Raw genomic sequence first — 25356 nt, forward strand, 5'->3', positions numbered from 1 at the left:
CGAGGGAAGCGTGATCGAGGACGCATGACCGTAACCGTGATGAGCGCAGGCCTGCTGACGACCGTCCAGGACCTCGGCCGGCCCGGGCACGCGCACCTGGGCGTGCCGCGCTCCGGCGCGCTCGACCAGCCCGCCCACCGGCTCGCCAACCGCCTGGTCGGCAACCCCGCGACGGCGGCCACCCTGGAGACCACCGTGCTCGGCTGCGCGGTGCGGGTGGATCGCGCGGTGACGGTCGCCGTGGCCGGCGCACCGTGCGCGGTGCGGGTCGACGGGCGGCCCGCCGCCTGGGCCGCCCCGGTGCGGCTGCCCGCCGGAGCACTGCTGGAGGTGGGCGCCGCGACGCGGGGTGTGCGCAGCTACGTCGCCTTCGCGGGTGGGATCGCCGCCGCTCCGGTCCTCGGCAGCCGTTCGACCGATCTGCTCTCGGGGCTGGGCCCCGCTCCACTGGCCCCCGGGGACGCGCTGCCGCTCGGTGAGCCGGTCGGGCCGGCCGCCGGGGCGGACGTGGTGCCGGCGCCCGCGCCGCCCGATCCGCTGCTCCTGCCCGTACTGTTCGGCCCGCGCGACGACTGGTTCACCGCCCGTTCCCTCGCCGTCCTCACCGGCTCCGGCTACCGCGTCTCCCCCACCAGCAACCGGATCGGCCTGCGGCTGGACGGCCCGCCCCTGGAGCGCGCCCGCGAGGGCGAACTCCCCAGCGAGGGCATGGTCCTGGGCGCGGTGCAGGTCCCGCCGGACGGCCGCCCGGTGGTCTTCCTCGCCGACCATCCCACCACCGGCGGCTACCCCGTCATCGGCGTCGTCCCGGCCGCCGCCCTACCCGCCGTCGCCCAGGCCGCCCCGGGCAAACCGGTCCGGTTCACACCGGTGGGCCGGAGGTAGTCGGCGATAGCAGGGCGTCCGGGCTCAGCGAGGTCAGCGCCGATGCACCGCAGCCGCGGCCTGGGCGGCCTGGCGGGTGCGGCGGACGGCGCGGTGGAGGCGTTGGACGGCGATGAAGCGGTTCATCGCGTCGGCCAGGGTGAGCCGGTACTTGAGCCGTAGTTGGGCGTTGAGATCGGCCACCCGGTCGGGGCCGATCGCGTGGAGGAGGCGGCTGACGTGCCGCTGGTAGACCTCCCAGTAGTTGCGGTCGCCGTCCGGGATGGACCAGAAGAACATCGGGATCTCCTCGACCAGGCAGTTGCGGTCGTACGCACCCAGGTACGAGGCGAACTGCGGCTCGGGACGGGCGAGCAGCCACTCGCGGACGAGTTCCATCGAGCGGACCCGGTCGATCAGGCCGCGCGGGTCGGTCTTCTTCTGGGTGATGGAGAGGGCGCCGTCCTCGCGGACCCGCCAGTGGTAGATCGGCTCGGCGAGGACGTCGACGCGCTCGGCGAGGAAGTGGTGGGGGACGCTGACGGGCGCGTCCTCGTACAGGATGCCTTCGGGGTACTGGATGCCGGCGACGTCGAAGAAGGTGCGCCGGTAGACCTTGTTCCAGGCGGTGCGGTCGGTGACCAGGGCGGGAGTTTCGCTGACGTGGGTGCGCAGCCGGGTCTCGGCGAAGGGGCGGCGGTGGGCGTGCGAGGGGGTGAGGCCGGTGGTGCGCAGGCGCATCGCGTTGCCGGTTGCGAAGTCGGAGCCGGTCTCGTCGAGCGTGCTGATCATCAGCTGGTAGGCGTGCGGCGGCAGGGTGTCGTCGCTGTCGACGAAGGCCAGGTACTCGGTGCCGGGGGTGAGGTGGCGCCAGCCGGTGTTGCGGGCGGCACCGAGGCCCTTGTTCTCCTGCTGGACGAGCCGGAAGCGCCGGTCCCTGTCGGCGTACGCCTTGGCGATGACGGGGCCGTCGTCGGTCGAGCCGTCGTCGACCATGACGCACTCGAAGTCCTCGAAGGTCTGGGCCGCGATCGAGTCCAGGCATTCGCCGAGGTAGCGCTCGACGTTGTAGATCGGGACCACGACGGACAGGCGCGGAGCCATCGGACGACCTTTCGCTCAGGAGCGGGCGGGCCGGATCGGCCGGTCGGCCGCCGACCGCCGGTGACCGGCGGTGGTCCGAGCGTACCGATCGTGTGCCCACGGCGGGCGAACAGCGGGTGGCGGCGAGTCTTCGTTTCGGTATGACTGCCGTGCCGCGTGTCAACGGCCGTGACGGGCGTCAACGGCCGTGACGGGCAACGACCATGGGGCCACAGGGGGAAGGCCCGGACCGCCCGACCGGTCCGGGGCCCTCCTGCTCGCTCGACGCTCAGGCGCTCTTGACGGCGGCGAAGCGGGCCGAGACGTCCTGCCAGTTGACGACGTCCCACAGACGGGTGACGTAGTCGGGGCGGACGTTGCGGTACTGCAGGTAGTAGGCGTGCTCCCAGGCGTCGAAGGCCAGCAGCGGGGTGGTGCCCTGGCCCACGTTGCCGTGGTGGTCGTAGACCTGCTCGACGATCAGGCGCTTCCCGAGCGGCTCCCAAGAGAGGATGCCCCAACCCGAGCCCTGGACGCCGGTGGTGGCGGTCGTGAGCTGCTTCTTGAAGGCCTCGAAGCCGCCGAAGTGCTCGGTGATGGCGTCGGCCAGCTCGCCCTCGGGGCGATCGCCGCCCTCCGGGGACAGGTTCTGCCAGAACAGCGAGTGCAGCACGTGACCGGACAGGTGGAAGGCGAAGGTCTTCTGCAGGCCGACCAGGCCGCCGAACTGCTCCTTGTCGCGCGCCTCGGCGAGCTGCTCCAGGGTGTCGTTCGCGCCCTTCACGTACGCGGCGTGGTGCTTGGAGTGGTGCAGCTCCAGGATCTCGGCGGACATGGCCCGCTCGAGCGCGGAGTAGTCGTACGGCAGGTCGGGAAGCGTGTAGGTGCCCATCAGGACACGGCTCCTTTCGACGGGTTGAGTGCTGACGATCGTGCCGGGACAACACTATTGCGTATGACTTGCAGGAGCGCAGCACAGGCTCCTGCTTATTCCTCACACCGCCGGACGAGCACGCCCGCTACGGCGGGGTGGTGCCGGAGATCGCCGCCCGGGCGGATGCGGACGTGCTCACCCGCAAGGCGGTGCGGGCCTGCACCGACCACGGGATCGGCACCCTGGTGGAGGTCGGCGGGGTCGCGGCCAACTCCCGGGTGCGGGCGCTCGCCGAGCAGCGCTGCGCGGCGGCCGGCATCGCCCTGCGGGTGCCGCCGCTGCGGCTGTGCACGGACAACGGCGCGATGGTCGCGGCGATCGGCGACCTGCTGGTCCGTGCGGGGCCGAGCCGGCGCCCGCCGGGCTGTCGGTGGATCCGTCGGCGCCGCCGGAGTTCGCGGCGCTCAGTCCGTTGCCGCTGTCGGTGCCGGTGCCGTCACTAAGCAGGTGACCAGGTGACCAGGGGCGGGCGGACGGCGGCGCACAGCGGGTGGCCCTTGGCGTCGGTGAGGCCAAGCCGGGCGACCAGCAGACCGGTGTCGGCGGCGCTTTCGAGGGTGCCCTGGTCCACCGCGGCCAGCAGCAGCTTCGCCCGGCGGAACAGCCGCCAGTCGTCGCCGTCCCGCGTCACCCAGTTCAGGTAGATGAACCGGCCGCCCGGCCCGCCCTGGACATACCGACCGGTGACGTCCGCCCCGCCGTCCGGCAGCCGCTTCACCGCGCACTCCAGCGACCACCGCGCCCGCGGCGCGTCGCCGGGCTGCGGGTCGAGCAACTCGGCGGGGCGGCCCCGGCGTTGGACGGCGACGTGGATGTCCCGGTACCCGGGGAACCCGGGCCCGGCGCCGCACTCGCGTCCGGGCAGGTCGGTGGCCTCGATCCTCAGCTCCATGCCGTCCATCGTCCCCCATCCCAGGCTGGACCCGTCGGTTCGTTCGGGGGGGTCAGCGCAGACGTTGGCCCAGACTTCGCCGACCAGGCGCTGCGGCAGCTGCTCCTCGGTGTCCGCACCCTCACCCGGCTCCTCGTTGATTCGCATGCCGTCATCGTGGTTCATCCGGCCCGGCGCTTCCCCTCCTTTTCCGCGCACCGGCGGGTCAGGCGGCGGGTCAGGCGGTGGGTCAGTCCCCTGCCGCGCGCTGGGCCGGGACGGCGCGGTCCCGCTGCAGATCGAGGAGTTCGCGGAACAACCCGTCCGGGCGGGCGGCGAGTTCGGCCCAGGTGCCGGCCTGGACGATCCGCCCCTTGTCCATCACGATCACCCGGTCGGCGACCGCCGCATTGGCGATGTTGTGGGTGACCAGCAGGGTAATCCGGCCCGGGGCGAGGCCGCGCAGGGCGTGCAGGATGCGGTGCTCGGCGCGCGGGTCGAGGTCGGAGGTGGGCTCGTCCAGGATCAGCAGCCCCGGGCTGCGCACCGTGCGGTAGAGGGCCCGGGCGACGGCCGCGCGCTGCCATCCGCCGCCCGACAACTCGGCGCCGCCCCACCAGCCTTGGGCGAGCAGGGTGCGCCAGCCGGAGCGCAGCCGGGCGACGATCTCGTCGAAGCCGGTGCGGGCCGCGGCCTCCTCCACGTCGGCCATCAGCCGCTCGGTGAGGTGGCCCAGGTGAACGTTCTCGGCGGCGCCGAGCGGCCAGCGGGCGAACTCCTGCGGCACCCGGGCGACCCGTGCCCACATGCCGTCCGCGTCCAGTTCCTCCACCGGCACGCCGTCCCAGGTGATCCGGCCCGACTGCGGCAGGTAGAGGCCCGACAGCAGCTTCAGCAGGGTCGACTTGCCGCTGCCGTTCTGCCCGATCACGGCGACCATCTCCCCCGCCCGCAGGGTCATGCTGACGCCACGCAGGGCGGGCTCCTGCTGCTCACCCGGGTAGGAGTGGCACAGTTCGGACACCTCCACCAGCTGCGGAGCGGCGGGCACCAGGTGGCCGCGGTTGATGCGGTGGCCGCCGGCCTCGTCCAGGAAGCTGAAGTAGTCGTCCAGGTAGAGACCCATCCGGTACAGCCGGGCGCCGTTGCCGACCAGGCCCTGCAGGCCGGAGGAGGCGGTGCGCAGCGCGAAGGTGGCCGTGCCGGCTGCGGCGAGGTCGATCCGGCCACTGGCGACCAGGTACAGCAGCGCTCCCCAGATCAGCGCGCTGCCCGCCCCGGTGCCGAGCGCGGCCAGCAGCGAAACCTTGGCCGCCTCGCGGGTGGCCCGGTCGGTGGCGGCGACGATCTTGGCCTCGGCGCGGCGGTACTTGGCCATCAGGAACGGCGTGACCTGGTCCGAACGGACCTGGTCGGCCCGGGTCTTGTCGATCAGGAACCAGCGGTAGACGCGCAGCGCGCCACGGTCCTCGTTGGTGGTCACCGCGGCCAGGTAGTGGATGCGCGCGGTGCGGACGGCGGCGACGGCGGTCGGCACCGAACCGAGCAGCAGCAGCGGCACCAGCCACGGGTGGAGCGTCGCCAGCACGCCCGCCGCGGCGGCCAGCGAGACGGTGGAGGCGATCACGTCCTGGGCGTTGGAGAGCAGGTCGGGCGTGGTGGAGGCACCCCGGTCGGCGGCCTCCCACTGCTCGTTGTACGCGGGCTCGTCGTACGCCTTCAGCTCGGCGGCGCACCCGGCGGCGATCAGCGCCAGCTCCGCCTCCCTGGTGATCCGCGGCGACACCCGGCCGGACAGGCCCACCACCGCGATACCCAGGACGGCGCGCAGCCCGGCCGAGGCGGTCAGCAGGAGCAGGGACGGCGCGGCTGTCCGCAGATGGCCCGTCACCGGGCCCGGGACCAGCAGCGCGGTCAGGGTGCCGGTGGTGGCGTACAGCGCCAGCGCGCCGAACACGCCGGCCAACGCCTGGCAGACCAGCAGCAGCACGGTGGACGTGCGGTCCGCCGACCAGGCCAGCGCCAGCGCCCGGCGCACCAGGTGCGGCAGGCGGCGCAGCATCGCGCTCGCCGACATCGACGCGCCGGCCGCGGCGCGGCGGTCCCCGGGGAACCGCAGGCGCAGCTCCTCGTCGTGTTCGCCCTCGCGCTCCTCGACCTGGGGCTTCTCTGGCTTCACGATCTGCTCTGTCACAGCATTCCTCCCTGGTACGGCCACGGCTTCCGCACGCGGGCAGCCCTCAGCGCCGGGTGGGCGTGACGGGTCGGCAGCGGTGCCGGTGGGCACTCCGCGAAGGGCGGGCTGCCGGTGCGGACCCCGATCCTGGCAGCGGTCGGCGGGGGCGTCCGGCGTGTCCCGGTCGCTCTCACCCGATCCGGGCGATTCCGTGTCGGCGACGGCGGGTTGGTGGATGTCGATCACTGCGGAGGTCCGCGATGTTCGATTGCGGACATACTGCTGGGCATGCGATCTGACGGTCGGAAAGACCTACCGCCCAAGCCGGTCGGCTGTGGACGCCGTGCGGCAGACCGCACGCCCGGCGCAGGCCCGCGCCCAACCACCCTCGAGCCGAGGCCCGGAAGGGGTCAGTGCGTGGGCGGTTCGAGGAGGAGAACGGACGGGGTGGTGCCGGGGGCGGCGAGGCGGAGGAGGCCGTGGCCGATGCCGGCCAGGCCGACCATCAGTGAGGGGCTGTGGACGCCGTGTGGCAGGCCGCAGGTCCAGCCGGTGGTGTCCAGGGTGTGGAGGGTGGCGTGGGCCTGCTGGTGGGTGGCGGGCTGCCAGGGGGCGCCGGCGAGGTGGAGGGCTTCCAGGTTGCCGAGATCGCCGTGGCAGAGTGAGGAGTTGTGGCCGAAGCCCTCCCGGAGGACGGTGGCGAGCGCGGTGTCGCGTTCGGCGAGGAGCAACTCACGTTGTTCGGGGAGGAGTTCGGCGAGGGTGGTGCGGGCCAGGGCGATGCCTGCGGCGCCGTGGCACCAGAGGGCGGAGAAGGACGGGGCGTCGGGGCCGTCGTCCTCGCGGACGTCGCGCCAGTTGGCGGCGTCGGCGTCGAACAGGGTGTGCTCGTACTCGACGGCGGCGAGGGCGAGTTGGGGCAGGCGCGGGTCGCCGAGGCGGTGTCCGGCCCGGGCCAGGGCCCAGGCGATGCCGGAGCCGCCGTGGGCGAAGCCGGCCAGGGGGCGGCTCGCGGTCTCGGCGAGGGAGGCCGGCAGCCAGCCGGCGCCGCCCTCGGGGTGCGGGGTGGCGCTCTGGACGAGTCGTTCGGCGCAGGCGGCGAGCGCGGCGGTGACGGCGGGGCCGGGACGGACGGCCTCCCAGGCCAGGAGGCCTCCGATGGTGCCGGCGTTTCCGGCGAGGAGGTCGTGCTGGGTGTCCTCGGCGGCGGTGGCGGTGACGCGCTGGAGGACGAGGGTGCCGAGCTCGTCGAGTGCGGGATCCGGATGATGGGCGACGAGGTGGGCGAGCACGAAGAGCACACCGCCGGTGCCGGACAGGCCGCCGCCGAACCGGTCGGCGCGTCGCCGGATCTGCTGACGTAGCGTCACCTCGGCCGCCTGGGCGGCTTCATGGTGCGCGGGGTCGCCGGTGGCCAGGGAGAGTTGGTGGAGGAAGAGGGCGATGCCCGCGGTGCCGCTGTACAGGTCCGGACCGAGCTCGGCGGGGGCCCAGCGGCCGGGCGGGGTCCAGTTGGGGCCGGTCCAGGCCAGGTCGGCGCTTCCCCGGTAGGCCTCGCGGAGCAGCTGCTCGCCGGCTTCGACGGCCTTGGCGAGGGCGCGGGACGCCAGGTCCCCGCCCGGCGCGACGAACACCTCTCGCGGGGCGTCGGCGACGGCCCGTCCCGGCTCGCGCGCCCCGTCGGCCGTCGTCACCGAGAGCCGCAGCAGCTGGAGTTGGCGGGCGAGGTCCTCCTCGCCGAGGCCGTCCGCCTTGGCGAGGGCGAGGTCGAGGGCCGGCCGGTCGGTGACGCCCGGGATGAGGGCGCCGGTGGAGGAGCGGGCGTCGACGCTGTCGGGGCGGATGGTGAAGACGGGCACGTCGCCGCGCCACAGGTCGGCGCGCTCGTGTTCCACGAAGGCGAGCGCGTGCTCCTCCCAGCCGGCCAGTGCCCAGAGCCGGTCGAGGTGGCGGTCCTGGTCGAGGGCGTCGCGGAGCAGGTCGGGGTGGCAGGCGGTGTTGAGCAGGGTGCGGTACTCGAAGGTGTCGCGGCGCAGCAGCCTGGTCTCGTCGGCCGCGAACGCGCGGAGCAGCGACCGGAGTTGCGGCTTGTCGGCGGCGAGCAGCCGATAGGCCTCGGTGAAGCCCGCCTCCAGCTCCGCCAGGTGGTCGGCCGGCCGCAGCGGCTGTCCGGTCGGAACGGGGCGGCTGCCGGGGGCTTCGACGGGCAACCGCCGGTATTCCAGCCGGAGTTCGTCCGTTCCCCGGTTGACCAGGACGGGCACGGGGCGGGGTGGGAGGTTGGCCGGGTCCCAGCCCAGGGCGGAGATGTCGGCGCCGCCGTTGCCCTCGTCCCACATGCGTTCGGGGAGCAGGCCGGAGCGCAGCACCGAGTGCCGGGCCCGGTGGCGGGCGAGCCGTTCGGATTCGGAGAGGTCCTTGGCGGGCTCGTGCAGGTCGGGGTGGAGGATCGCCTCGAGGTCGATGAGCACGGGCTGGTCCCGGACGGCGAGCAGGTTCTGGGCGTGGCAGTCGACCGCGTCCAGGACGTACATCAGTGCGGCGAGAGTGCCGGCTCGGTGGTAGAAGGCACTCAACTCGGCTTCGTCCCGGGCAGGTTCGGCGGTGACGTGGGCGACCCAGCCGTAGCCGTCGCCGGCCAGGTGGGCGAGGTCGCGCAGGGGCAGCCGCAGTTGCGGGTTGAGCCAGTGCAGGAGCTGCTGGAAGTGGGTCTCGGCGCCGAGCGGCCGGGGCTTGTAGACGAGTCGGACGCCGTGCTCGAAGGTCAGCGAACTGACCGTGGCGCCACCGCGGTGCGGGTCGCCGAGGCCGGTGGTGAGTTCGATGAGCCGGCCGAGCGGGTGGCCGTCGGCGAAGGTGCGGGCGAGGGCGGGCAGGTCGGCGGCGAGGCGGTGGAACAGGGTGAGGGTGGTGTCGGCCCACTGCTCGGCGAGGGTGGTGAGGCGGACGGCCAGGACGGGGTACTCGGCGAGGAGCCGCAGTGCCCGCTCGGGTTCGGTGAGCCGGTCGAGGAACTCGCGGTACCGCAGCTCGGGGGTGTCGCCGGTCAACTCGCCGGTGAGGCGGGCGACGTGGAGTTCGGTGATGACGGTCCGGGTGGCGATCCCGTGGGCGGTGGCGGTGAGCGCGGGCAGGGCGAGCGCGGCCAGTTCCTCGGGGGTGCCGAGGCTGGGGGTGCCGACGGGCGGCAGGTCCAGGGCGGCCAGTCCGGCGCACAGGCGGTCGCGGGCGGCGGCGAGCAGCGGGGCGACCAGCCCGGCGAACTCGTGCTCCTCGGGGACGTCCAGGGTGGCCGCGCCGTGGAAGGCCGCAGCGAGCTGCTCGGCCCACGGATGCGCCCCGAGGCGGTCGGCGAGCGCGTCCGGGTGCTCGGCGAGGAGGGCGCGCAGGGCGTCGGGGTCGAGACCGTCGGCCGCGAGCCGGCGCGCGAACCAGTCGGCCCGGTCGAACGGCGCCTGGGCCCGCCAGCGCTCCAGCTTCCGGGCGGCGCGCGCGTGGCGCTCACCGGATTCGTCGCGATCGGCGGCGCGGACGGGCTCCGAGCGGGGCGATCCCTCCGGCACCCGGCCGCGGGCGTTCAGCGGGACGGCTCGGGCGGCGGCCCGCAGGAGTTCGGACGCGTCGGCCACGGGGCGGTGCTGCCTTTCTGAATGCACGGTTGTACTGGCTGCGCTCTCACACGGGCGCTGGACGCCCCGTCCGGCACTGGCCCCGGTCCGACTGTACGACCGGCCCGGGCCCAGTACCGGACCCGGCCTCAGTAGCTGCAGACGCGTCCGCAGCTGCCCCAGCTCTCACAGGTGTTGAGCATCACCGCGGCGGTGACGTAGAGCTCGTCGGCCGGCTCACCGGCCGGGTGGACCTGGTGTCCCTGGCCGAGGGTGAGCCGGAAGTCCTCGTCCTTGAGTGCGCGAACCTGCTCAGCCGTGGGCTGCATGCTGCCTCCTCCAAGCGTTCGGGTCTGGCACGGGCGTGCCGAAACCGGATCTTGACAGCGCCCCCGGCGGCACACCAGACGCGTACGCACGGTCGGTCCTCGTTCCGGCCAGGATCGAATCAACGCCCGCCGGACCGCCCCAACCCCGTTCCCCCAGGCCGCACCCCGCCCGGACCGCAACCCCGGCCGACCGTCCGATCGTTCGGACGGCCCCACACCTGGCCGGAACACAGGTGGTGGATCCGAGGTGAACCGCATCGCGGTTTGAACCACTCGCTCCTTTGGCAGCGCCCCGCACCGAGGGTCACGATGGAGTCCCGGCCGGGAGTACGAGACGAAATGTCCAAGACGCATGTCCAAGACGAATGCACAAGACGAATGCACACGCCTGAGGCACAAGACAGACATCTCAGACGAATGCGCAAGACATTCGTCTGAGATGTCCGTACGTCTGAGACGCTCCGTCACTCCGCCCGCAGCGCGTTCACCGTCCGCGCCCGCGCCGCCCGTACGGCAGGCGCGAGGGCGCCGAGCAGGGCGATCAGCACACCGCCGAAGCCGAGCAGGGCGAGCATCGGCGTGCCGAAGACGTCCAGGGCGGAGGCCGGGAAGGTGAGCCCGGCGCGGTGGCCCATCGCGGGCACCGTCACGCCGTGCAGCAGCAGTCCGGCCGGCAGGCCGATCGCGGCGCCGGCCGCTCCGACCAGCAGCACCGAGGCCAGCACCACGCCCACGGTCTGCGCCGGGGTCATGCCGAGTGCCTTGGTGACGCCCATGTCCCGGGTGCGTTCGCGGATCTCCAGGACGACGGTGTTGAACACCCCGAGCCCGGCGACGGCGACCAGCAGCGTGGTCAACGTGGCGGTGAGCGAGTTCATGACCGCGACCGAGTCGGAGGAGCCGTGCGCCACGTCGGTGTCGGTGACCAGGTGCAGCGGGGCGAGCGTGCTGCCGAGGGCGGTGGTGTAGGCGGCGCGGTCGGTGCCGCTCCTGAGCTTGACGAACCAGCTGTCGGGCCTGGGGGCCGTGCCGGCCGGGTAGCTGGCGGCATCGGTGAACAGCTCGTTGGTCTGCATGTGCGGGTCGAAGACCTCGCCGACGATCCGGACGGTGACCGCCCGCCCGTGACTGGTGAAGGTCACCTGGTCGCCGAGCTTCACCGAGGCCTCGGTCAGGAAGGTGCTGGGGGCGACGGCCTCGCCCGGGCCCTGGTGCCAGCGGCCGGAGACCATCCGGTACCCGCCCCAGGAGGAGTCACCGACGAAGGCGGTCACGGTGGTGTTCCCGGCGACTCCGGGGACGGTGACGTCCTCGGTGCCGACGCCGTAGTAGGCGGCGGTGCCCGGCTGGGCGGTGAGGGCGGCGGTGACGGCTGCCGGGTCGGCTCCGGCGGCCGGCGTGCGCCCCGCGATCGACCAGGCCTCGGTTGGAACGTCGCGCCGGTCCGGGTGCACGAGGACGTCCGACCTGTCGTGGTTCTTCGCCTCCTGCACCCAGGTCAGCGAGCCGCCCATGCCGACCGCGAAGACCGCCGCCGCCGTGCCGAACAGCACGGCCGCGAACATCCCGGCGGCCCGGGCCGGCCGGGCGAAGGGCTGGGCGAGGCCGAGGCTCAGCGGCCGGGGCAGCGGCAGCCGGGCGGCCAGCGCGGCGACCCGGCGGGCGACGGCGTCACGCCGGGTGCCGCCCGCCGTACGGCCGACGGCCAGTGCGTCCACGGTGCGCAGCCGTCCGGCGCGGGCGGCGGCGACCCAGGCGACCAGGGCGACGGCGGCGAGCGTGCCGCCGGCCACCGCGACGTCCACCCAGGGCGCGACGCCGGAGGCGTGGGTGCCGTAGAGGTTCCCGGCGGTGGCGAGCACCGGGACGGTCAGCGCATTGCCGGCCACCACGCCGAGCAGGGTGCCGACCGTGGCCGGGACCAGCGCCTGGGCGACGTAGGCGCGCACCACCTGGGCGGGGGTGCAGCCGATCGCCTTGAGCACGCCGATCCGCCGGGTCGCGGTGCCGACCGCGCCGGCCACCACGTTGCCCGCCACCAGCACCGACATCGCCATGCCGAGCAGGCCGAAGGCGACCACGAAGGGCAGGAACAGGGCGGTGTTGCGGTCCGAGCCCTGCTTGGCGGTGAGCCAGGACTGGGCGCCGGTGAGCGCCCCGCCGGGCGTGGCGGCGGCGACGGCGGCCCGGTCGGCGGCCATCGCGTCGGCGGTGCCGGCCTGTGCGAAGCGGTAGAGCATCTCGTACCCGGGTGCGCTGCCGGGCACGGTGAGGGCGGGGATGGTCTCGGGCGTCACCCAGGCGTCGGCGGTCCGGCTGACGGACCGGCCGATGCCGACGACCGTCAGCGAGGGCGCGCCCGGCAGGCCGGGCAGGCGGAGGGTCCCGCCGATCGGCACGCCCGGGTTCGGGTACCCGGAGGCGAGCACCACGTCGCCCGGCTTGGTCGCCCAACTCCCCTGAACGAGCGAGATGTTGTCGACACCGATATCGGCCGAGGCACGGCCGGTGACCGTCATCGACGACATCGTCACGCCCGCCATGACGGTCGAGCCGGGGCCCGGCTCGGGGTCGACGGTCACGGTGCGGAAGGGGCCGGCGCTGGCCGTCACCCCGGCGGCGTGCCCGGTGGCGGCGAGCTGATCGGCGCTCACCCGGGTGCCGTCGAAGCGCGCGGTGAGGTGGGCGCCGTGCTGGCCGTCGAAGGCCTGGTCGAAGGGAGCCTCGGAGGCGACCAGCAGCGAACCGCCGAGGACGGAGCAGGTGGTCGCGACCAGGGCGGCCAGCCCGACCGCGACCGACTGGGTCCGGCGCCTGCGCACCCCGGCGCGGACGACACGACCGAGGGCACTCACGCCGCCACCTCCGCCGAGCCAGCCGAGCCTGCCGAGCCCGCCGTGTCCGCCGTGTCCGCCGTGTCGGCCGTGTCCGACTCGACCCGGCCGTCCCGCATCCGGACGGTGCGGGTGGCGCAGTCCTCGGCGAGGGTCAGGTCGTGGGTGACGATCAGGATGGTCTGGCCGTCCTCGTGTAGCTCCCGGAACAGTTCCTTGACGTCCTCCCCGGAGGCCGAGTCCAGCGCGCCGGTCGGCTCGTCGGCCAGCAGCACGGCCGGCCGGTTCATCAACGCCCGTGCCACCGCCACGCGTTGGCGCTCACCGCCGGAGAGCCGGCCCGGATGGGCGCGGACGTGCCGGTCGACGCCGAGCGCCTCCAGCAGCTCGGCGGCCCGCCGCCGGGCCTCGGCGCGCGGGACGCCGGCCAGTTCGCCGGCCAGCACCACGTTGTCGGCGACCGTGAGGTCGTCCAGCAGGTTGAAGAACTGGAACACCATGCCGATCGTCCGCCGCCGGTACCGGGCCGAACCCGACTCGTTCAGCCGGTCCACCCGGACCCCGTCGACGGTGACCGTCCCGGCGCTCGGCCGGTCCAGCCCGGCGACCAGGTTCAGCAGGGTGGACTTCCCGCTGCCCGACGGACCGAGCACGGCCACCGACTCCCCCGCCCGCACGTTCAGCGTCACCCCGTCCAACGCCGCCCGCGCACCCTCGTAGTGGCGGCTCACACCGCTCAGCCCGATCACCGGATCGCTGTCCATCTTCCCCGCTCCTCATCGCTTCCCGCCTGGTGACGAGGACGAAGCTACGGACGGGCGGCGCGCACCCGCGTCCGCCGACGACGGCATCTTCCGTACCGCGTCCGGCGGACCCGGCTCGGCGTCATCCTTCCGAGGTAGTCACCCGGTGTACGGGCTGCCGCCAGTCGCGGGGCTGTGCCCGGGAGCGGCCGACCGCCAGAATGTCCCAGTGATCAACCACCCCGCAGTACAACGGCTGCTGAGCGGCGGAACGGGCAGCCCGGCTCCGCCGCCCCGGCCGACCCGGCGCGGCCAGGCCTTCGACCTGGCCCTGGCGCTGTTCCTCTGCTACACCTGCGGCCGCTACGCCACCGTCGCGCACCGCACCCACGGCCCGGACACCACCGCCTGGCCCGGGCCGTTGCTGCTGGTGCCGCTCGTCCCGCTGCCGCTGGCGCTGCGTCGGCGCTACCCGCTGACGGTGCTGTGGGCGGTGCTGCCGGCCGCGCTGCTGGTGCGGTCGCAGCACCGGGACATCGCGTTCTGGGAGGGCGTGGCGGTGATCGTCGCCGCCTACAGCGCGGCCGCGTACGGGCGCCGGCCGAAGGCCCTGCTGCCGAGCCTGGCGGCCGCCACCGGCGCGCTCGTGGTGCTCTTCGACGACGCCCTGCTGCCGCACTTCCCGAACGCGGTGGTCGCCCTGTTCGTCCTGGTACCGGTGTTCGCGGTCGCCTACGAACTGCGGATGTGGCGCCGCCGGGTGGAGGAGGGCCGGGAGCGACTGTCGGCCCTGGAGCGCGAGCAGCTGGCCGCGCTGCGGCACGCGGTGGAGCACGAACGGGCCCGCATCGCCCGGGAGTTGCACGACGTCGTGACCCACAACGTGAGCATGATGACGATCCAGGCCGGCGCCGCCCGCAAGATCCTGGACACCTCCCCGGAAAAGGCCCGGGAGGCGATGGCGGCGGTGGAGGCCGGCGGACGCGCCGCGATGACCGAACTGCGGCACGTGATGGGCCTGTTGACCATCGACTCGGAGACCGGGGACGATCCGGCGGCGAGCGCCGACCTCAGCCCGCAGCCCGGCCTCGGAAGGCTCGACGCCCTGGTCGAGGGCGTCCGCCGGGCCGGACTGCCGGTGGAGCTGACCGTGCGCGGCGAGCACCGGGCCGTCCCGCCCGGGGTCGAACTCGCCGCCTACCGGGTCGTCCAGGAGGCGCTCACCAACACCGTCAAGCACGCGGGCGGCGCCGACGCCACGGTGACCGTCGACTACGCCTCCGACCACCTACGGGTGGAGGTCACCGACACCGGCGGCCGCCCCACCGGCGCCGCCGCCACCGGCAACGGTCGCGGCCTGCTCGGGCTGCGCGAACGCCTCGCCGTCTACGGCGGCACCCTGCACACCGGCCCCCGGCCGCGCGGCGGCTACCGCGTCACGGCCTCGATACCGCTGGAGAGTCGTTGAACGAGCAGCGGCCCTTGCGCGTGGTGGTCGCCGATGACCAGGCACTGGTCCGGATCGGGTTCCGGCTGATCCTGGAGTCCGAGGGGATCGAGGTGGTCGCCGAGGCCGAGGACGGCGAGCAGGCCGTCGCCGCGGTCCGGCGGAGCAGACCGGACGTCGTTCTGATGGACATCCGGATGCCCGGCCTGGACGGACTGGAGGCCACCCGGCGGATCCTCGCCGGCGGTGCGGAGGACGCGCCCCGGATCATCATGCTGACCACCTTCGACCTGGATCACTACGTCTACGCCGCGATGGCCGCCGGGGCCAGCGGCTTCCTGCTCAAGGACGTCACCCCGGAGCACCTGGCCGCCGCCGTCCGGCTGGTCCGCACCGGCGACGCACTGCTCGCCCCCGCGATCACCCGACGCCTGGTCGAGCGCTTCGCCCGCCCGGCCGCCCCGGACGCGGCCGCCCCGCACCGGGAACTGGCCACCCTCACCCCGCGCGAGCTGGAGGTGATGTCGCTGCTCGCCCGCGGCCTCAGCAACGCCGAGCTGGCCGCCCGGCTGCAGCTGTCCGAGGCGACGGTGAAGACCCATGTGGCCCGGATCCTGGGCAAGTTGGGGCTGCGGGACCGGGCCCAGGTGGTGGTCGCGGCGTACGAGACCGGGCTGGTCAGCGTGGGAACGCCCGGGACGCCGTGAGGACGGGAACGCCGTAACGCCCGGTACACCGTAAGACCCGGTACGCCGTAAGACCCGGTAGGCCGTAACGACGAACAGGAGCCCGGGGGTTGACGCCCCCGGGCTCCCGCCTACCTCACAGCTGTCACACCAGGTCGAAGCGGTCCGCGTTCATGACCTTGACCCAGGCCGCGACGAAGTCCTCGACGAACTTCTCCTTGGCGTCGTCGGCCGCGTACACCTCGGCGACGGCGCGCAGTTCGGAGTTGGAGCCGAAGACCAGGTCGGCCCGGGTGCCGGTCCACTTGACCTTGCCGGAGGCGTCCCGGCCCTCGAAGGTGTGGGCGTCCTCCGAGGTGGACTTCCAACTGGTGTCCAGGTCCAGCAGGTTGACGAAGAAGTCGTTCGTCAGCACACCCGGGGTCTCGGTGAACACCCCGTGCGCGGACTGCTGGTGGTTGGCGCCCAGCACGCGCAGGCCGCCGACCAGCACGGTCAGTTCGGGCGCGCTGAGGCCCAGCAGGTTCGCCTTGTCGAGCAGCAGGAACTCGGCCGGCAGCCGGTTGCCCTTGCCCACCCAGTTGCGGAAGCCGTCCGCCTTGGGCTCCAGTGCGGCGAAGGACTCGGTGTCGGTCAGCTCCTGCGGGGCGTCCACCCGGCCGGGCGCGAACGGCACCTCGACGGCCAGGCCGGCCGCCTTGGCCGCCTGCTCGATGCCGACGCCACCGGCCAGCACCACCAGGTCGGCCAGCGAGACCTGCCTGTCGCCGGCCTGGGCGTTGAACTCCGTCTGCACGCCCTCGAGCGCGCGCAGCACGCGGGCCAGCCGGTCCGGCTCGTTGACCTCCCAGCCGGCCTGCGGCTGCAGCCGGATCCGGCCGCCGTTGGCGCCGCCGCGCTTGTCGCTGTTGCGGTACGAGGAGGCGGCGGCCCAGGCGGTGGAGACCAGCTCGGAGACCGACAGGCCGGTGGCGGCGATCCGCCGCTTGAGGTCGGCGACGTCCGCCGCACCGATCTGCTGGTACGTGACGGCCGGCAGCGGGTCCTGCCAGAGCAGCTGCTCGCTCGGGACCTCGGGGCCGAGGTAGCGCACCACCGGGCCCATGTCGCGGTGGGTCAGCTTGAACCAGGCGCGGGCGAAGGCGTCGGCGAACTCCGCCGGGTTCTCCAGGAAGCGCCGGGAGATCGGTCCGTACACCGGGTCGAAGCGCAGCGACAGGTCGGTGGTGAGCATGATCGGCACGTGCCGCTTGCTCGGGTCGTGGGCGTCCGGCACGGTGCCCTCGCCGGCGCCGTCCTTCGGCTTCCACTGGTGGGCGCCGGCCGGGCTCTTGGTGAGCTCCCACTCGTAGCCGAACAGCGTCTCGAAGAAGCTGTTGTCCCAGGTGATCGGGGTCGGCGTCCAGGCGCCTTCCAGGCCGCTGGTGATCGCGTCGCCGCCGACACCGGTGCCGTGGCTGCTCTTCCAGCCGAGGCCCATCTGCTCCATCGGCGCGTCCTCCGGGTCCGGGCCGACGTTGTCCGCCGGGCCGGCGCCGTGGGTCTTGCCGAAGGTGTGGCCGCCGGCGATCAGCGCGACGGTCTCCTCGTCGTTCATCGCCATCCGGTAGAAGGTCTCGCGGATGTCGCGGGCGGCGGCGATCGGGTCGGGGTTGCCGTTGGGGCCCTCGGGGTTGACGTAGATCAGACCCATCTGGACGGCGGCCAGCGGGCTCTCCAGCTCGCGGTCGCCGGTGTAGCGCTCGTCGCCCAGCCAGGTGGTCTCCGGGCCCCAGTAGACGTCCTCGTCCGGCTCCCACTCGTCGACCCGGCCTCCGCCGAAGCCGAAGGTCTCGAAGCCCATCCCCTCCAGCGCGACGTTGCCGGCCAGGACGATCAGGTCGGCCCAGGACAGGCTGCGGCCGTACTTCTTCTTCACCGGCCAGAGCAGGCGGCGGGCCTTGTCCAGGCTGGCGTTGTCCGGCCAGCTGTTCAGCGGGGCGAAGCGCTGCTGGCCGCCGCCTGCGCCGCCGCGGCCGTCGCTGATCCGGTAGGTGCCGGCGCTGTGCCAGGCCATGCGGATCATGAACGGACCGTAGTTGCCGTAATCGGCCGGCCACCAGTCCCGCGAGGTGGTGAGCACCTCCTGGATGTCCCGCTTGACGGCCGGGAGGTCGAGGGCGTTGAACGCCTCGGCGTAGTCGAAGTCCGCGCCGAGCGGGTTGGCCACGGCGGGGTTCTTGGCGAGGATCTTCAGGTTCAGCCGTTCCGGCCACCACTGGCGGTTCCCGCCGCCCTGGGTGGGGTGGAGCGCGCGCCCGTGGTTGACCGGGCAGCCGCCCGCGCTCGCCTCTACGCCGGTCGCATCGTGGTTCTCAGACATGGGAATCCTTCCCTACAAGGCGGATCACGGTGTCTTGCTGCTACCTACGGCACCTATCTCTGCTATTGCCAAGGCTAGCGCCGGAGCCGATCCTACGATGGACGGAATCCAAGTCAAGAAAGACACCAAACCCGTATCCGATCGGGAAACGGACCGCAGCGGACGTCGATTGGTAAACTCCGGTCTTCCCCGTGACCTGAATAGGTGAACCGTTATGAGTGACCTGCTGGAGCGGCTGCGCGAGCGCGGCTGGCGCCTCACCTCCCAGCGGCGTGTCGTGGCCGAGGTCCTGGACGGCGAGCACGTGCACCTGACCGCCGACGAGGTGCACGCCCGCGCGGCCGAGCGCCTCCCGGAGATCTCCCGCGCGACGGTCTACAACACCCTCGGCGAGCTGGTCACCCTCGGCGAGGTCCTCGAGGTGTCCACCGACGGGCGCGCCAAGCGCTACGACCCCAACGCCCACCACCCGCACCAGCACCTGGTCTGCACCGGCTGCGGCGCGATCCGCGACGTCCACCCCCTCGGCAACCCGCTCGCCGACCTCCCGGCCGAACAGCGCTTCGGCTTCGCCGTCTCGGGGGCCGAGGTCACGTACCGGGGGCTCTGCCCGACCTGCGCGGGCTGACCGCGGGCTGCGCAGGCTGGCCGCGGGTCGGAGACGGATCCGGCGAGGGCGGAGCGGATCTCGACGGGGCGGTCGTCGGGGGCGTCGGATTGCCGGACGGCGCCGGCGAGAAGTTCGCCGAGGAGCGACGCGGGAGCGGCTCAGCCGCCCAGGTGGGTCAGCAGCGTGTCGCCTGCCGGGTAGGGGCGTTCGGCGGGAAGGAGTTGCCGGGCGGCGTCCAGAGCCCGGTCCCGCACATGCTCGTGGATCGTGTGCGCGAGCGTCGTGACGTCGGCGATCGAGACGATCCACTCCTCCGCGTAGCGCCTGGCGGCCTCGCCGGCGAGGCCGAGCTGAAGCGAGCGGTGGGGAAGCGGCCGTAGGTGCAGATCGCGTTCGGGATCCCACTGCACCCGGGCCGGGGACCGCTTCAACTGGTGCTTCCAGGCCGCCCGGTCGGGGTGCAGGCCGTGTTCGTAGTGGGACAGGCAGCTGTTCGCAAGGGCCCATTCGAAGCCCTCGCGGGTGATCTCGATCGCGAGGACGGTCTCCTGTCCCTCCTTCCCGGCCCATCCGCAGCGGTACATCATCCAGAGGAACGACGGTTTGATCCACGTCATCCGGTCCCGCTTCCACGCCGCCGGAAAGCGACCGTCCCGTGCGGCGGGCAGGCCGATCTCCGGGGCGTACGCCTGGTAGACGGTCACCGTGGAGGCCGTATGGAGGGCGCGGATCTGATGCTTGGGTTCTGCCACGGTGACCAGGGTCGAGGCTCGGCACGCATCGCGCCAGCGGATTTTCGCGGGCCCGACGGGGCGGGGACGCCGCGCGCCCCGGCGCCCCGGCCGCCCTGCGGAGGGCTGGATGTCGCGGCTGCGCCCGTCGGTGGCCGGGATCCCGTAGGGTCGGCCAATGGCGAAGTACTTCGACGTGCACCCAGAGTCCCCTCAGCCGCGCACCATCAGCACCGTGGCCGACAGTCTCCGGTCCGGGGCCCTCATCGCGTACCCGACCGACTCCTGTTTCGCCCTGGGCTGTCGGCTGGACAACCGCGACGGCCTCGAACGGATCCGGTCGATCCGGCGTCTCGACGAGCGCCACCACTTCACCCTGATGTGCGAGGACTTCGCGCAGCTGGGCCAGTTCGTCCAGCTCGACAACAACGTCTTCCGCGCGGTCAAGGCGGCGACGCCGCAGCTACACCTTCATCCTCCCTGCCACCAAGGAGGTTCCCCGCCGCCTGATGCACCCGAAGAAGAAGACGGTGGGCGTCAGGATCCCCGACCACACCGTCACCAGGGCCCTGCTCGCCGAACTCGGTGAGCCCCTGGTCTCCAGCACCCTGGTTCTCCCCGGTGAGGACGAACCGATGACCCAGGGGTGGGAGATCAAGGAGCGGCTCGACCACGCGCTGGACGCCGTGGTGGATTCGGGCGACTGCGGCACGGAAATGACGACGGTCGTCGACTTCTCGGGCGGCGGGCCGGAGGTCGTCCGGCGAGGGGCCGGCGACCCCACACGCTTCGAGTGACGGACGGGGCGGGCCGGGGCACACCCCGTGGAGGGCCGACCGCGATGAGGAGCTCTGCCGCGTGCTCGACTCCGTCGGCGGGCGGCAGCGGCTGGTATGCCGTGATGATTGATGTATGTGTGTACAGGCGGATCACAGGGCACACCGCCACCGGAGCGCGCGGTGAGGATCCCGCGCCGCGGCGGGGCCGACCGGCAGCGTCGGACGGAGCCGGTCGGCACGGAGCCGCGGGTGCCCGCCCAGCCGGTCTGGATACGCTGGCTGCCGGCCATCTACGTCGCGACCATCCTGGCGCTGGAGCCGATCACTCCCGTGCAGTGGCCGGTGAGCTTCCTGCTCATCGCCCTGCCCGTCGTCGCCGCCTACGCCCACGGTCCCGCCTTCGTCGCCACCGTCACGGTCCTCGCCGTGGTCTTCGAAGGCGTCCTGGCGGGCACTCCGTGCTGTGCGGGCCGCGACGTGGGTTATCTGTGGGAGCGCCACTACGTGGCCACCTACTTCTCCACGGCACTGGTCGGGATGCTGGGCGCCGTGCTGGCCGCCCACCGGACGCGCCGGGAACGCACCCTGGCGACCGTACGCTCGGTGGCCGAGACGGCGCAGCGCGTGCTGCTGCGTCCGGTCCCCCACCTCCTGGGCCGCATCAGCATCGAAACCCTGTACCTGTCGGCAGCCGCGGAGGCCCGGATCGGCGGCGACCTCTTCGAGGCGATGAGCACCGCGCACGGTGTGCGCCTGCTGATCGGCGACGTCCGGGGCAAGGGCCTGCTCGCGGTGGAGACGGCCGCGGCGACGCTGGCCGCCTTCCGCGAGGCCGCCTACGACGAGCCCGATCTGCCCGCGATAGCGCGTAGGTTGGAGCGGAGCATGAGCCGCCGAGCCGCCCAGCTCCCCAGCAGCGACGAACGTTTCATCACCACCGTGCTCGCCGAGATTCCCGGCGACGAGCCCGTGGTCCGCATCGTCAACTGCGGTCACCCCCCGCCGCTGCTCATCGACCAGGGCCGGGTCAGCGAACTCGCCCCGGGTGATCCGTCACCGCCGATCAACCTCGGTGTGCTGCTCGGCGGCGACTACCACGTCGACGTGGAGCCCTTCCGTCCGGGCGACCGACTGCTGCTGTACACCGACGGCGTGACCGAGACCCGCGACCGTACCGGAGCCTTCTACCCGCTCACCCAGCGTGTCCGCGACTGGACCGCCCTTGCGCCGCGCGAGCTTCTGAACCACCTGCACCGGGACCTGATCGCGTACAGCGGTGCCGCCCTCGACGACGACATCGCCGTGCTCGTCGCGCAGCGGCTCCCGGACGGGGAGGAGCCGGGCCCGCACACCGATCGCGCCCGGGACGGGTCGAAGGGCGGGAGCGGCGGCAGCGACCGCGGCGGGACGGCGGCGCTCGGCCGCCACCGTCGGCGCCGCCCTCGCTACCTGCCCCAGATCGTCCGGTACGCCTGGCGGTAGCCCGCCGGATCCCAGGAGGTCGCTCCGCCGCTGTTGGCGGCCGTGGTGATGTGGACCGGGGCGACGTAGCCGCTGGCGGGCTGGTGGGAGAAGGCCCGGTTGAACTCGTCCACGATCTGCCAGCCCTGCTCGGTGAGGGGCTCGGGGACGGTGGCGGCCTGGAACTGCCTGCTGTCGATGCGCTGGAAGGCCGAGGGGTCGCCGTCGCCCGCGGCGATGTTGTACGGGGCGGCGTCGCCCGGCCTTCCGGCCGCGCGCAGGGCGGGCGCGGCGTCGGCGAAGTACAGGTCGTTGATGGCGACGGAGTGCGTCCACCGGCCCTGGAAGCGGGCGAGGAGGGCGGAGACCGCCTGGGGGGTGCGGCTGGTCGCGTCCGGGATGGGGATGTTCTCGGAGGCCAGCAGCCTCACGCCGGGGCAGGTGGCGAGTTCGTCCTTGATCAGTTGGGACTTGTTCCTGGCGAACGGGACGGAGTCGTCGGTGAAGACGACGACTCCGGCGTTGCCGTTGGACTCCGCGATGACCCAGTCCGCGCTGAGCCGTGCGACGTCCCCGACGCTGGTGGTGATGTTGCTGAACAGCGGGGGGTTCGTGCTCGGTCCGGGGGCCGCGACCGCGTGCCAGCCGATGAGCGGGATGTGTGCCGCGGCGGCCTGCGCGACCTGCTGCGCGGTCAGCCCCGGGTCGAAGCCGCCGATGACGATGCCCGAGGCTTCGAGGTTGACCGCCTGGCCGAGCGCCGCCTGGATGCCGGCGGGCGTGCCCTGCCCGTCGATCACCCGGACGCTCCAGCCGATGACCGTCGCGGCGTCGATGACCCCCCTGGCGACCCCCGCGACGCCGGGGTTGGTCATGGTCTGGGCGACGTAGACGATGGTCCTGCCGGGAACCGCCCTGGGACCGCTGGTGGGGCCGTTCCAGGGGACGTCAACCTGCTCGGCCTGCTGGACGTCCGCCTTCGCCCCGGCGAGGGTGGCCGCCGCACAACCGGCCCTCGACGGCCCTGGGACGGGGGCCCCGGTCCCGGTCGACAGGCCGCGCTGGCAGCCGTCCAGGGCGGTGCCCGCCGTCGCCAGCATCACTGCTGCCAGCACGGTCGCGGCAGCGCGCTTCACGGCGTGTCCCGGGAGGGAGCCGCGTCCGTCGACGGCGGCGTGAGCGGACCGCGGTGCTCGGCGGCACCGGCCCGCAGCCGGCGGCGTGCGGAGTAGCCGGCCAGGCCGACGGCGAGGAGCAGCGTCGCGCCGTTGAACAGCGGCACGGCCCAGAAGTCGGCGCCGAGCTGCCCGATACCGGCCAGACCGATGGCGAGGACGGCGACGGCGACCACGGTGCCCAGGGCGTTGGCGCGTCCGGGTTTGATCGCGGTGGAGCCGAGCAGCGCGCCGACGAAGGCGGGCAACAGGTACTCCAGGCCGACGCTCGGGTTGCCGATCTGCTGCTGCGCGGCGAGCAGGACACCCGCGGAACCGACGACCAGGCCCGATCCGGCGAAGGCGTAGACGCTGTAGCGGCGGATGGGGATTCCGACGAGTTCGGCGGCACGCGGGTTGGAGCCGATGACGTACAGGTACCGGCCGAGCGGCAGCCGCTCCTGCAGCAGCCACAGGACGGCCGCGAGCGCGAGCACGTAGGAGGCGGACACCGGCAGTCCGAGGAACGTGGAGTCGTAGAGGTCGGTGAAGGCGACCGGCAGGCCGCCGGTGCCGGGGAGGACCCGGGCGCCGCCGGTGATCCAGCCGGTGAAGGCGTACAGGATGCTGCCGGTGCCGAGCGTGGCGATGAAGGAGTCGATCCGCCCGAACTCGACGAGGACGCCGTTGAGGGCCCCGAAGGCCGCTCCGCCCAGGATCACGGCCAGGCAGGCGAGCGGCCAGGGACAGTCGCCGTCGACGACGAGCCGCAGCACCACGACGTGCGCGAGACCGAGGCCGTAGCCGATGGACAGGTCGAAGTTGCCGGTGGCGATGGGGATCGTCGCACCGAGCGCGAGGATGGCGGGGATCGACTGGTTGGACAGGATCGAGGAGACGTTGTCGAGGGTGGGGAAGGTGTTCGGCCGCGCGACGGAGAAGATCAGGAACAGCAGGACGGCGAGGACCGGCAGGCCGTAGCTGCCGATCAGGTGTCCGCGCCGGCGGCCCTGCGGGGAACGGCGGAAGGGGGGCTCGGTCATCGGCCTGTCGCACGCCGGTCGCCGTCACCGCCGGTGACGGGGGGCATGGCCGAGGCTGCGGAGGTGAGTTCGGTGACGGTGAGGGTCGCGCCGGTCAGCTCGGCGGTCACGGTTCCGCGGACGAACACCAGGGCACGGTGGCACACGGTCGCGACCTCCTCGAAGTCGGTGGAGACGAGCAGGACCGCGAGGCCGTCGGCCAGCGCCTGGTCGAGCAGGCGGTAGAGCTCGGCCTTGGCGCCGACATCGACGCTGGCGGTCGGCTCTTCGAGGATCAACAGCCGCCGGTGCACCCGGAGCCACCGGCCGATCATGACCTTCTGCTGGTTCCCGCCGGACAGCGTGGCGATCGGCGCCTCGCTGTCGCGGGGGTGCACCGAGAACCGCTCGATCAGGGCGGCGGCCTGGGCCCGCTCGCGCCGGGGGCTGATCCAGTGCGGCGTCGGCCGGCCGGCCAGCCGGGGGTTCGCCAGAAGGTTCTCACGGACCGTCAGTTCGGCGGCGCAGCCCTCCTCCTGACGGTTGCCGGTGACCAGGCCGACGCCGGAGTCGACGGCATCGGCCACCGTGCGCGGGGTGTACGGTCGGCCGTCGAGCAGGGCCCGCCCGCCGAGGATCGGACGGGATCCGGCGAGGGCGCGGCCCAGGTCGAGGTGGCCTGCGCCGGTGAGGCCCACCATGCCGAGGATTTCGCCCGCGCGCAGCTTCAGGCTGACCGGCCCGGCGTCGGTGGTCCGCACCGCGTCGAGGCTCAGCACCACCGGGCCCGCGGCGGGGGCGGGCGGGGCGGCCCGGCGGCCGACCGGTTCGCGGCCCACGATGTCGTGGACCAGGCGCCGACGGCTGTGGCCGGCGAGCGGGCCGGAGCTGATCAGACGGCCGTCGCGCAGGACGGCGAAGGTGTCGGCGACCTGGTGGACCTCGTCGAGCCGGTGGGTGACGTAGACGATGCCGTGCCCCCGGTCGCGCAGGGCGCGCAGGACGGCGAAGAGCCGGGCGCAGTCCGCGGCGGGGAGGCCGGCGGTCGGCTCGTCCAGGGCGATGAGCTCCGCCCGCGTCGCCAGCGCGCGGGCGATGGCGACCAGCGAGCGCTCGGCGGGGGCGAGGTCGGCGATCCGCGCGTCGGCGTCGAGGTGCCCGGCGATCAGGGCGAGGGCGTCGGCGCAACGCTCCCGGGTCCGCCGCCAGGAGACCAGCCCGTGACGGCGCGGGTAGCCAGCGACCAGGGCGATGTTCTCGGCGACCGTCATCCACTCGACGAGACCGAGGTCCTGGTGGATGAAGGCCATCCGACGGGCGGCGGCCTGGGTGCCGAGCGGGTGCCCGGCCACCGTCACCTCGCCCTGGTCCGGGTGGTGGATCCCGGCGAGTGTCCGGATGAGGGTGGACTTGCCGGCGCCGTTCGGACCGAGCAGGGCCAGGACGCTGCCGCGATGGATGTCGAGGTCGATCCCGGCCAGCGCGGGAGTGCCGCCGAAACGCTTGCGAAGGCCGCGGATGCGGACGAGTGGGTCGCGGCCCGCGGGTGGGCCCGCCAGGGGGGCGGAGGTGTCGTGCATGAACCACCGTTCCTACCAGCTCGGCTGGGCCGCCGTGGTGTTGACACGCCACGGTGGCCGGTGACGTCCGGAGGGCGGGTCA

Annotated in this window: 18 protein-coding genes and 2 pseudogenes; 7 read left to right on the plus strand and 13 right to left on the minus strand. The window is 73.3% G+C overall.

Annotated elements, in window-relative coordinates:
- Nucleotides 1-24 precede the first annotated feature (24 nt).
- Complete coding sequence (locus ACWCYO_RS17380; protein ID WP_449784662.1) at nt 25-885, plus strand: 5-oxoprolinase subunit C family protein; 861 nt, start codon at nt 25-27, stop codon at nt 883-885.
- A 33-nt stretch (nt 886-918) separates the two neighbouring features.
- On the opposite strand, the gene ACWCYO_RS17385 is transcribed toward ACWCYO_RS17380, so the two are convergent.
- The gene (locus tag ACWCYO_RS17385) at nt 919-1968 is read right to left on the minus strand and encodes a glycosyltransferase family 2 protein (protein WP_449784663.1); all 1050 of its coding nucleotides are present in this window, start codon (nt 1966-1968) and stop codon (nt 919-921) included.
- Between the two features lie 268 nt (nt 1969-2236).
- On the minus strand, nt 2237-2839 hold the full coding sequence (locus tag ACWCYO_RS17390) for a superoxide dismutase (RefSeq protein ID WP_449784664.1): 603 nt from the start codon (nt 2837-2839) through the stop codon (nt 2237-2239).
- Nucleotides 2840-3000: 161 nt separating this feature from the next.
- Between ACWCYO_RS17390 and ACWCYO_RS17395 the strand changes: the two are divergent.
- Nucleotides 3001-3332 (plus strand): annotated as a pseudogene (locus ACWCYO_RS17395) (tRNA (adenosine(37)-N6)-threonylcarbamoyltransferase complex transferase subunit TsaD); the annotation flags it as partial.
- Here the strand turns inward: ACWCYO_RS17395 and ACWCYO_RS17400 are convergent.
- The 6 genes from ACWCYO_RS17400 to ACWCYO_RS17425 form a co-directional block, all read right to left on the minus strand.
- Complete coding sequence (locus tag ACWCYO_RS17400) at nt 3321-3920, minus strand: DUF5990 family protein (protein ID WP_449784665.1); 600 nt, start codon at nt 3918-3920, stop codon at nt 3321-3323. The pseudogene ACWCYO_RS17395 and the gene ACWCYO_RS17400 overlap by 12 nt on opposite strands.
- 82 nt (nt 3921-4002) lie before the next feature.
- The gene (locus tag ACWCYO_RS17405; RefSeq protein ID WP_449784666.1) at nt 4003-5946 is read right to left on the minus strand and encodes an ATP-binding cassette domain-containing protein; all 1944 of its coding nucleotides are present in this window, start codon (nt 5944-5946) and stop codon (nt 4003-4005) included.
- A 392-nt stretch (nt 5947-6338) separates the two neighbouring features.
- A complete protein-coding gene (gene lanM, locus ACWCYO_RS17410; RefSeq protein WP_449784667.1) occupies nt 6339-9557 on the minus strand; it encodes a type 2 lanthipeptide synthetase LanM in 3219 nt (1072 codons plus the stop codon).
- A 128-nt stretch (nt 9558-9685) separates the two neighbouring features.
- A complete protein-coding gene (locus ACWCYO_RS17415; RefSeq protein ID WP_270148682.1) occupies nt 9686-9865 on the minus strand; it encodes a hypothetical protein in 180 nt (59 codons plus the stop codon).
- 464 nt (nt 9866-10329) lie between these two features.
- The gene (locus tag ACWCYO_RS17420; RefSeq protein ID WP_449784668.1) at nt 10330-12720 is read right to left on the minus strand and encodes an FtsX-like permease family protein; all 2391 of its coding nucleotides are present in this window, start codon (nt 12718-12720) and stop codon (nt 10330-10332) included.
- Complete coding sequence (locus tag ACWCYO_RS17425; protein WP_449784669.1) at nt 12717-13463, minus strand: ABC transporter ATP-binding protein; 747 nt, start codon at nt 13461-13463, stop codon at nt 12717-12719. Before ACWCYO_RS17425 ends, ACWCYO_RS17420 begins: the two co-directional genes overlap by 4 nt.
- 208 nt (nt 13464-13671) lie before the next feature.
- On the opposite strand from ACWCYO_RS17425, the gene ACWCYO_RS17430 reads away from it, so the two are divergent.
- Nucleotides 13672-14910, plus strand: a complete 1239-nt coding sequence (locus ACWCYO_RS17430) for a sensor histidine kinase (protein ID WP_449784670.1) — start codon at nt 13672-13674, stop codon at nt 14908-14910.
- On the plus strand, nt 14907-15596 hold the full coding sequence (locus tag ACWCYO_RS17435) for a response regulator (RefSeq protein WP_449784671.1): 690 nt from the start codon (nt 14907-14909) through the stop codon (nt 15594-15596). Before ACWCYO_RS17430 ends, ACWCYO_RS17435 begins: the two co-directional genes overlap by 4 nt.
- A gap of 124 nt (nt 15597-15720) precedes the next feature.
- Here the strand turns inward: ACWCYO_RS17435 and katG are convergent, their stop codons facing one another.
- Entirely contained in the window at nt 15721-17937 is a 2217-nt protein-coding gene (katG, locus tag ACWCYO_RS17440; protein ID WP_270148676.1) for a catalase/peroxidase HPI, read from the minus strand.
- Between the two features lie 214 nt (nt 17938-18151).
- Between katG and ACWCYO_RS17445 the strand changes: the two genes are divergently transcribed.
- Nucleotides 18152-18565, plus strand: coding sequence for a Fur family transcriptional regulator (locus ACWCYO_RS17445; protein ID WP_270148674.1), 414 nt, complete (start codon nt 18152-18154; stop codon nt 18563-18565).
- Nucleotides 18566-18705: 140 nt separating this feature from the next.
- Here the strand turns inward: ACWCYO_RS17445 and ACWCYO_RS17450 are convergent, their stop codons facing one another.
- Complete coding sequence (locus tag ACWCYO_RS17450) at nt 18706-19299, minus strand: DUF4291 domain-containing protein (RefSeq protein ID WP_270148673.1); 594 nt, start codon at nt 19297-19299, stop codon at nt 18706-18708.
- A 157-nt stretch (nt 19300-19456) separates the two neighbouring features.
- Here ACWCYO_RS17450 and ACWCYO_RS17455 point away from each other — a divergent pair.
- Nucleotides 19457-20075, plus strand: a pseudogene (locus ACWCYO_RS17455) (L-threonylcarbamoyladenylate synthase).
- 231 nt (nt 20076-20306) lie between these two features.
- Nucleotides 20307-21539 carry a PP2C family protein-serine/threonine phosphatase gene (locus ACWCYO_RS17460; protein ID WP_449784672.1) on the plus strand — a complete coding sequence of 411 codons (1233 nt, stop codon included), beginning with the start codon at nt 20307-20309 and terminating at the stop codon, nt 21537-21539.
- Here ACWCYO_RS17460 and ACWCYO_RS17465 read toward each other — a convergent pair.
- From ACWCYO_RS17465 to ACWCYO_RS17475, 3 genes are read right to left on the minus strand one after another with little or no spacing between them, the layout of a single operon-like run.
- Nucleotides 21503-22618 (minus strand): substrate-binding domain-containing protein, encoded by a 1116-nt coding sequence (locus tag ACWCYO_RS17465; RefSeq protein WP_270151372.1) that lies wholly within the window; start codon nt 22616-22618, stop codon nt 21503-21505. The two genes, ACWCYO_RS17460 and ACWCYO_RS17465, sit on opposite strands and share 37 nt — an antisense overlap.
- Nucleotides 22619-22650: 32 nt before the next feature.
- The gene (locus tag ACWCYO_RS17470; RefSeq protein WP_270148669.1) at nt 22651-23715 is read right to left on the minus strand and encodes an ABC transporter permease; all 1065 of its coding nucleotides are present in this window, start codon (nt 23713-23715) and stop codon (nt 22651-22653) included.
- Entirely contained in the window at nt 23712-25274 is a 1563-nt protein-coding gene (locus ACWCYO_RS17475) for a sugar ABC transporter ATP-binding protein (RefSeq protein ID WP_449784673.1), read from the minus strand. Before ACWCYO_RS17475 ends, ACWCYO_RS17470 begins: the two co-directional genes overlap by 4 nt.
- Nucleotides 25275-25356: the final 82 nt, after the last annotated feature.

This window comes from Kitasatospora sp. NPDC001683 (assembly GCF_053596495.1).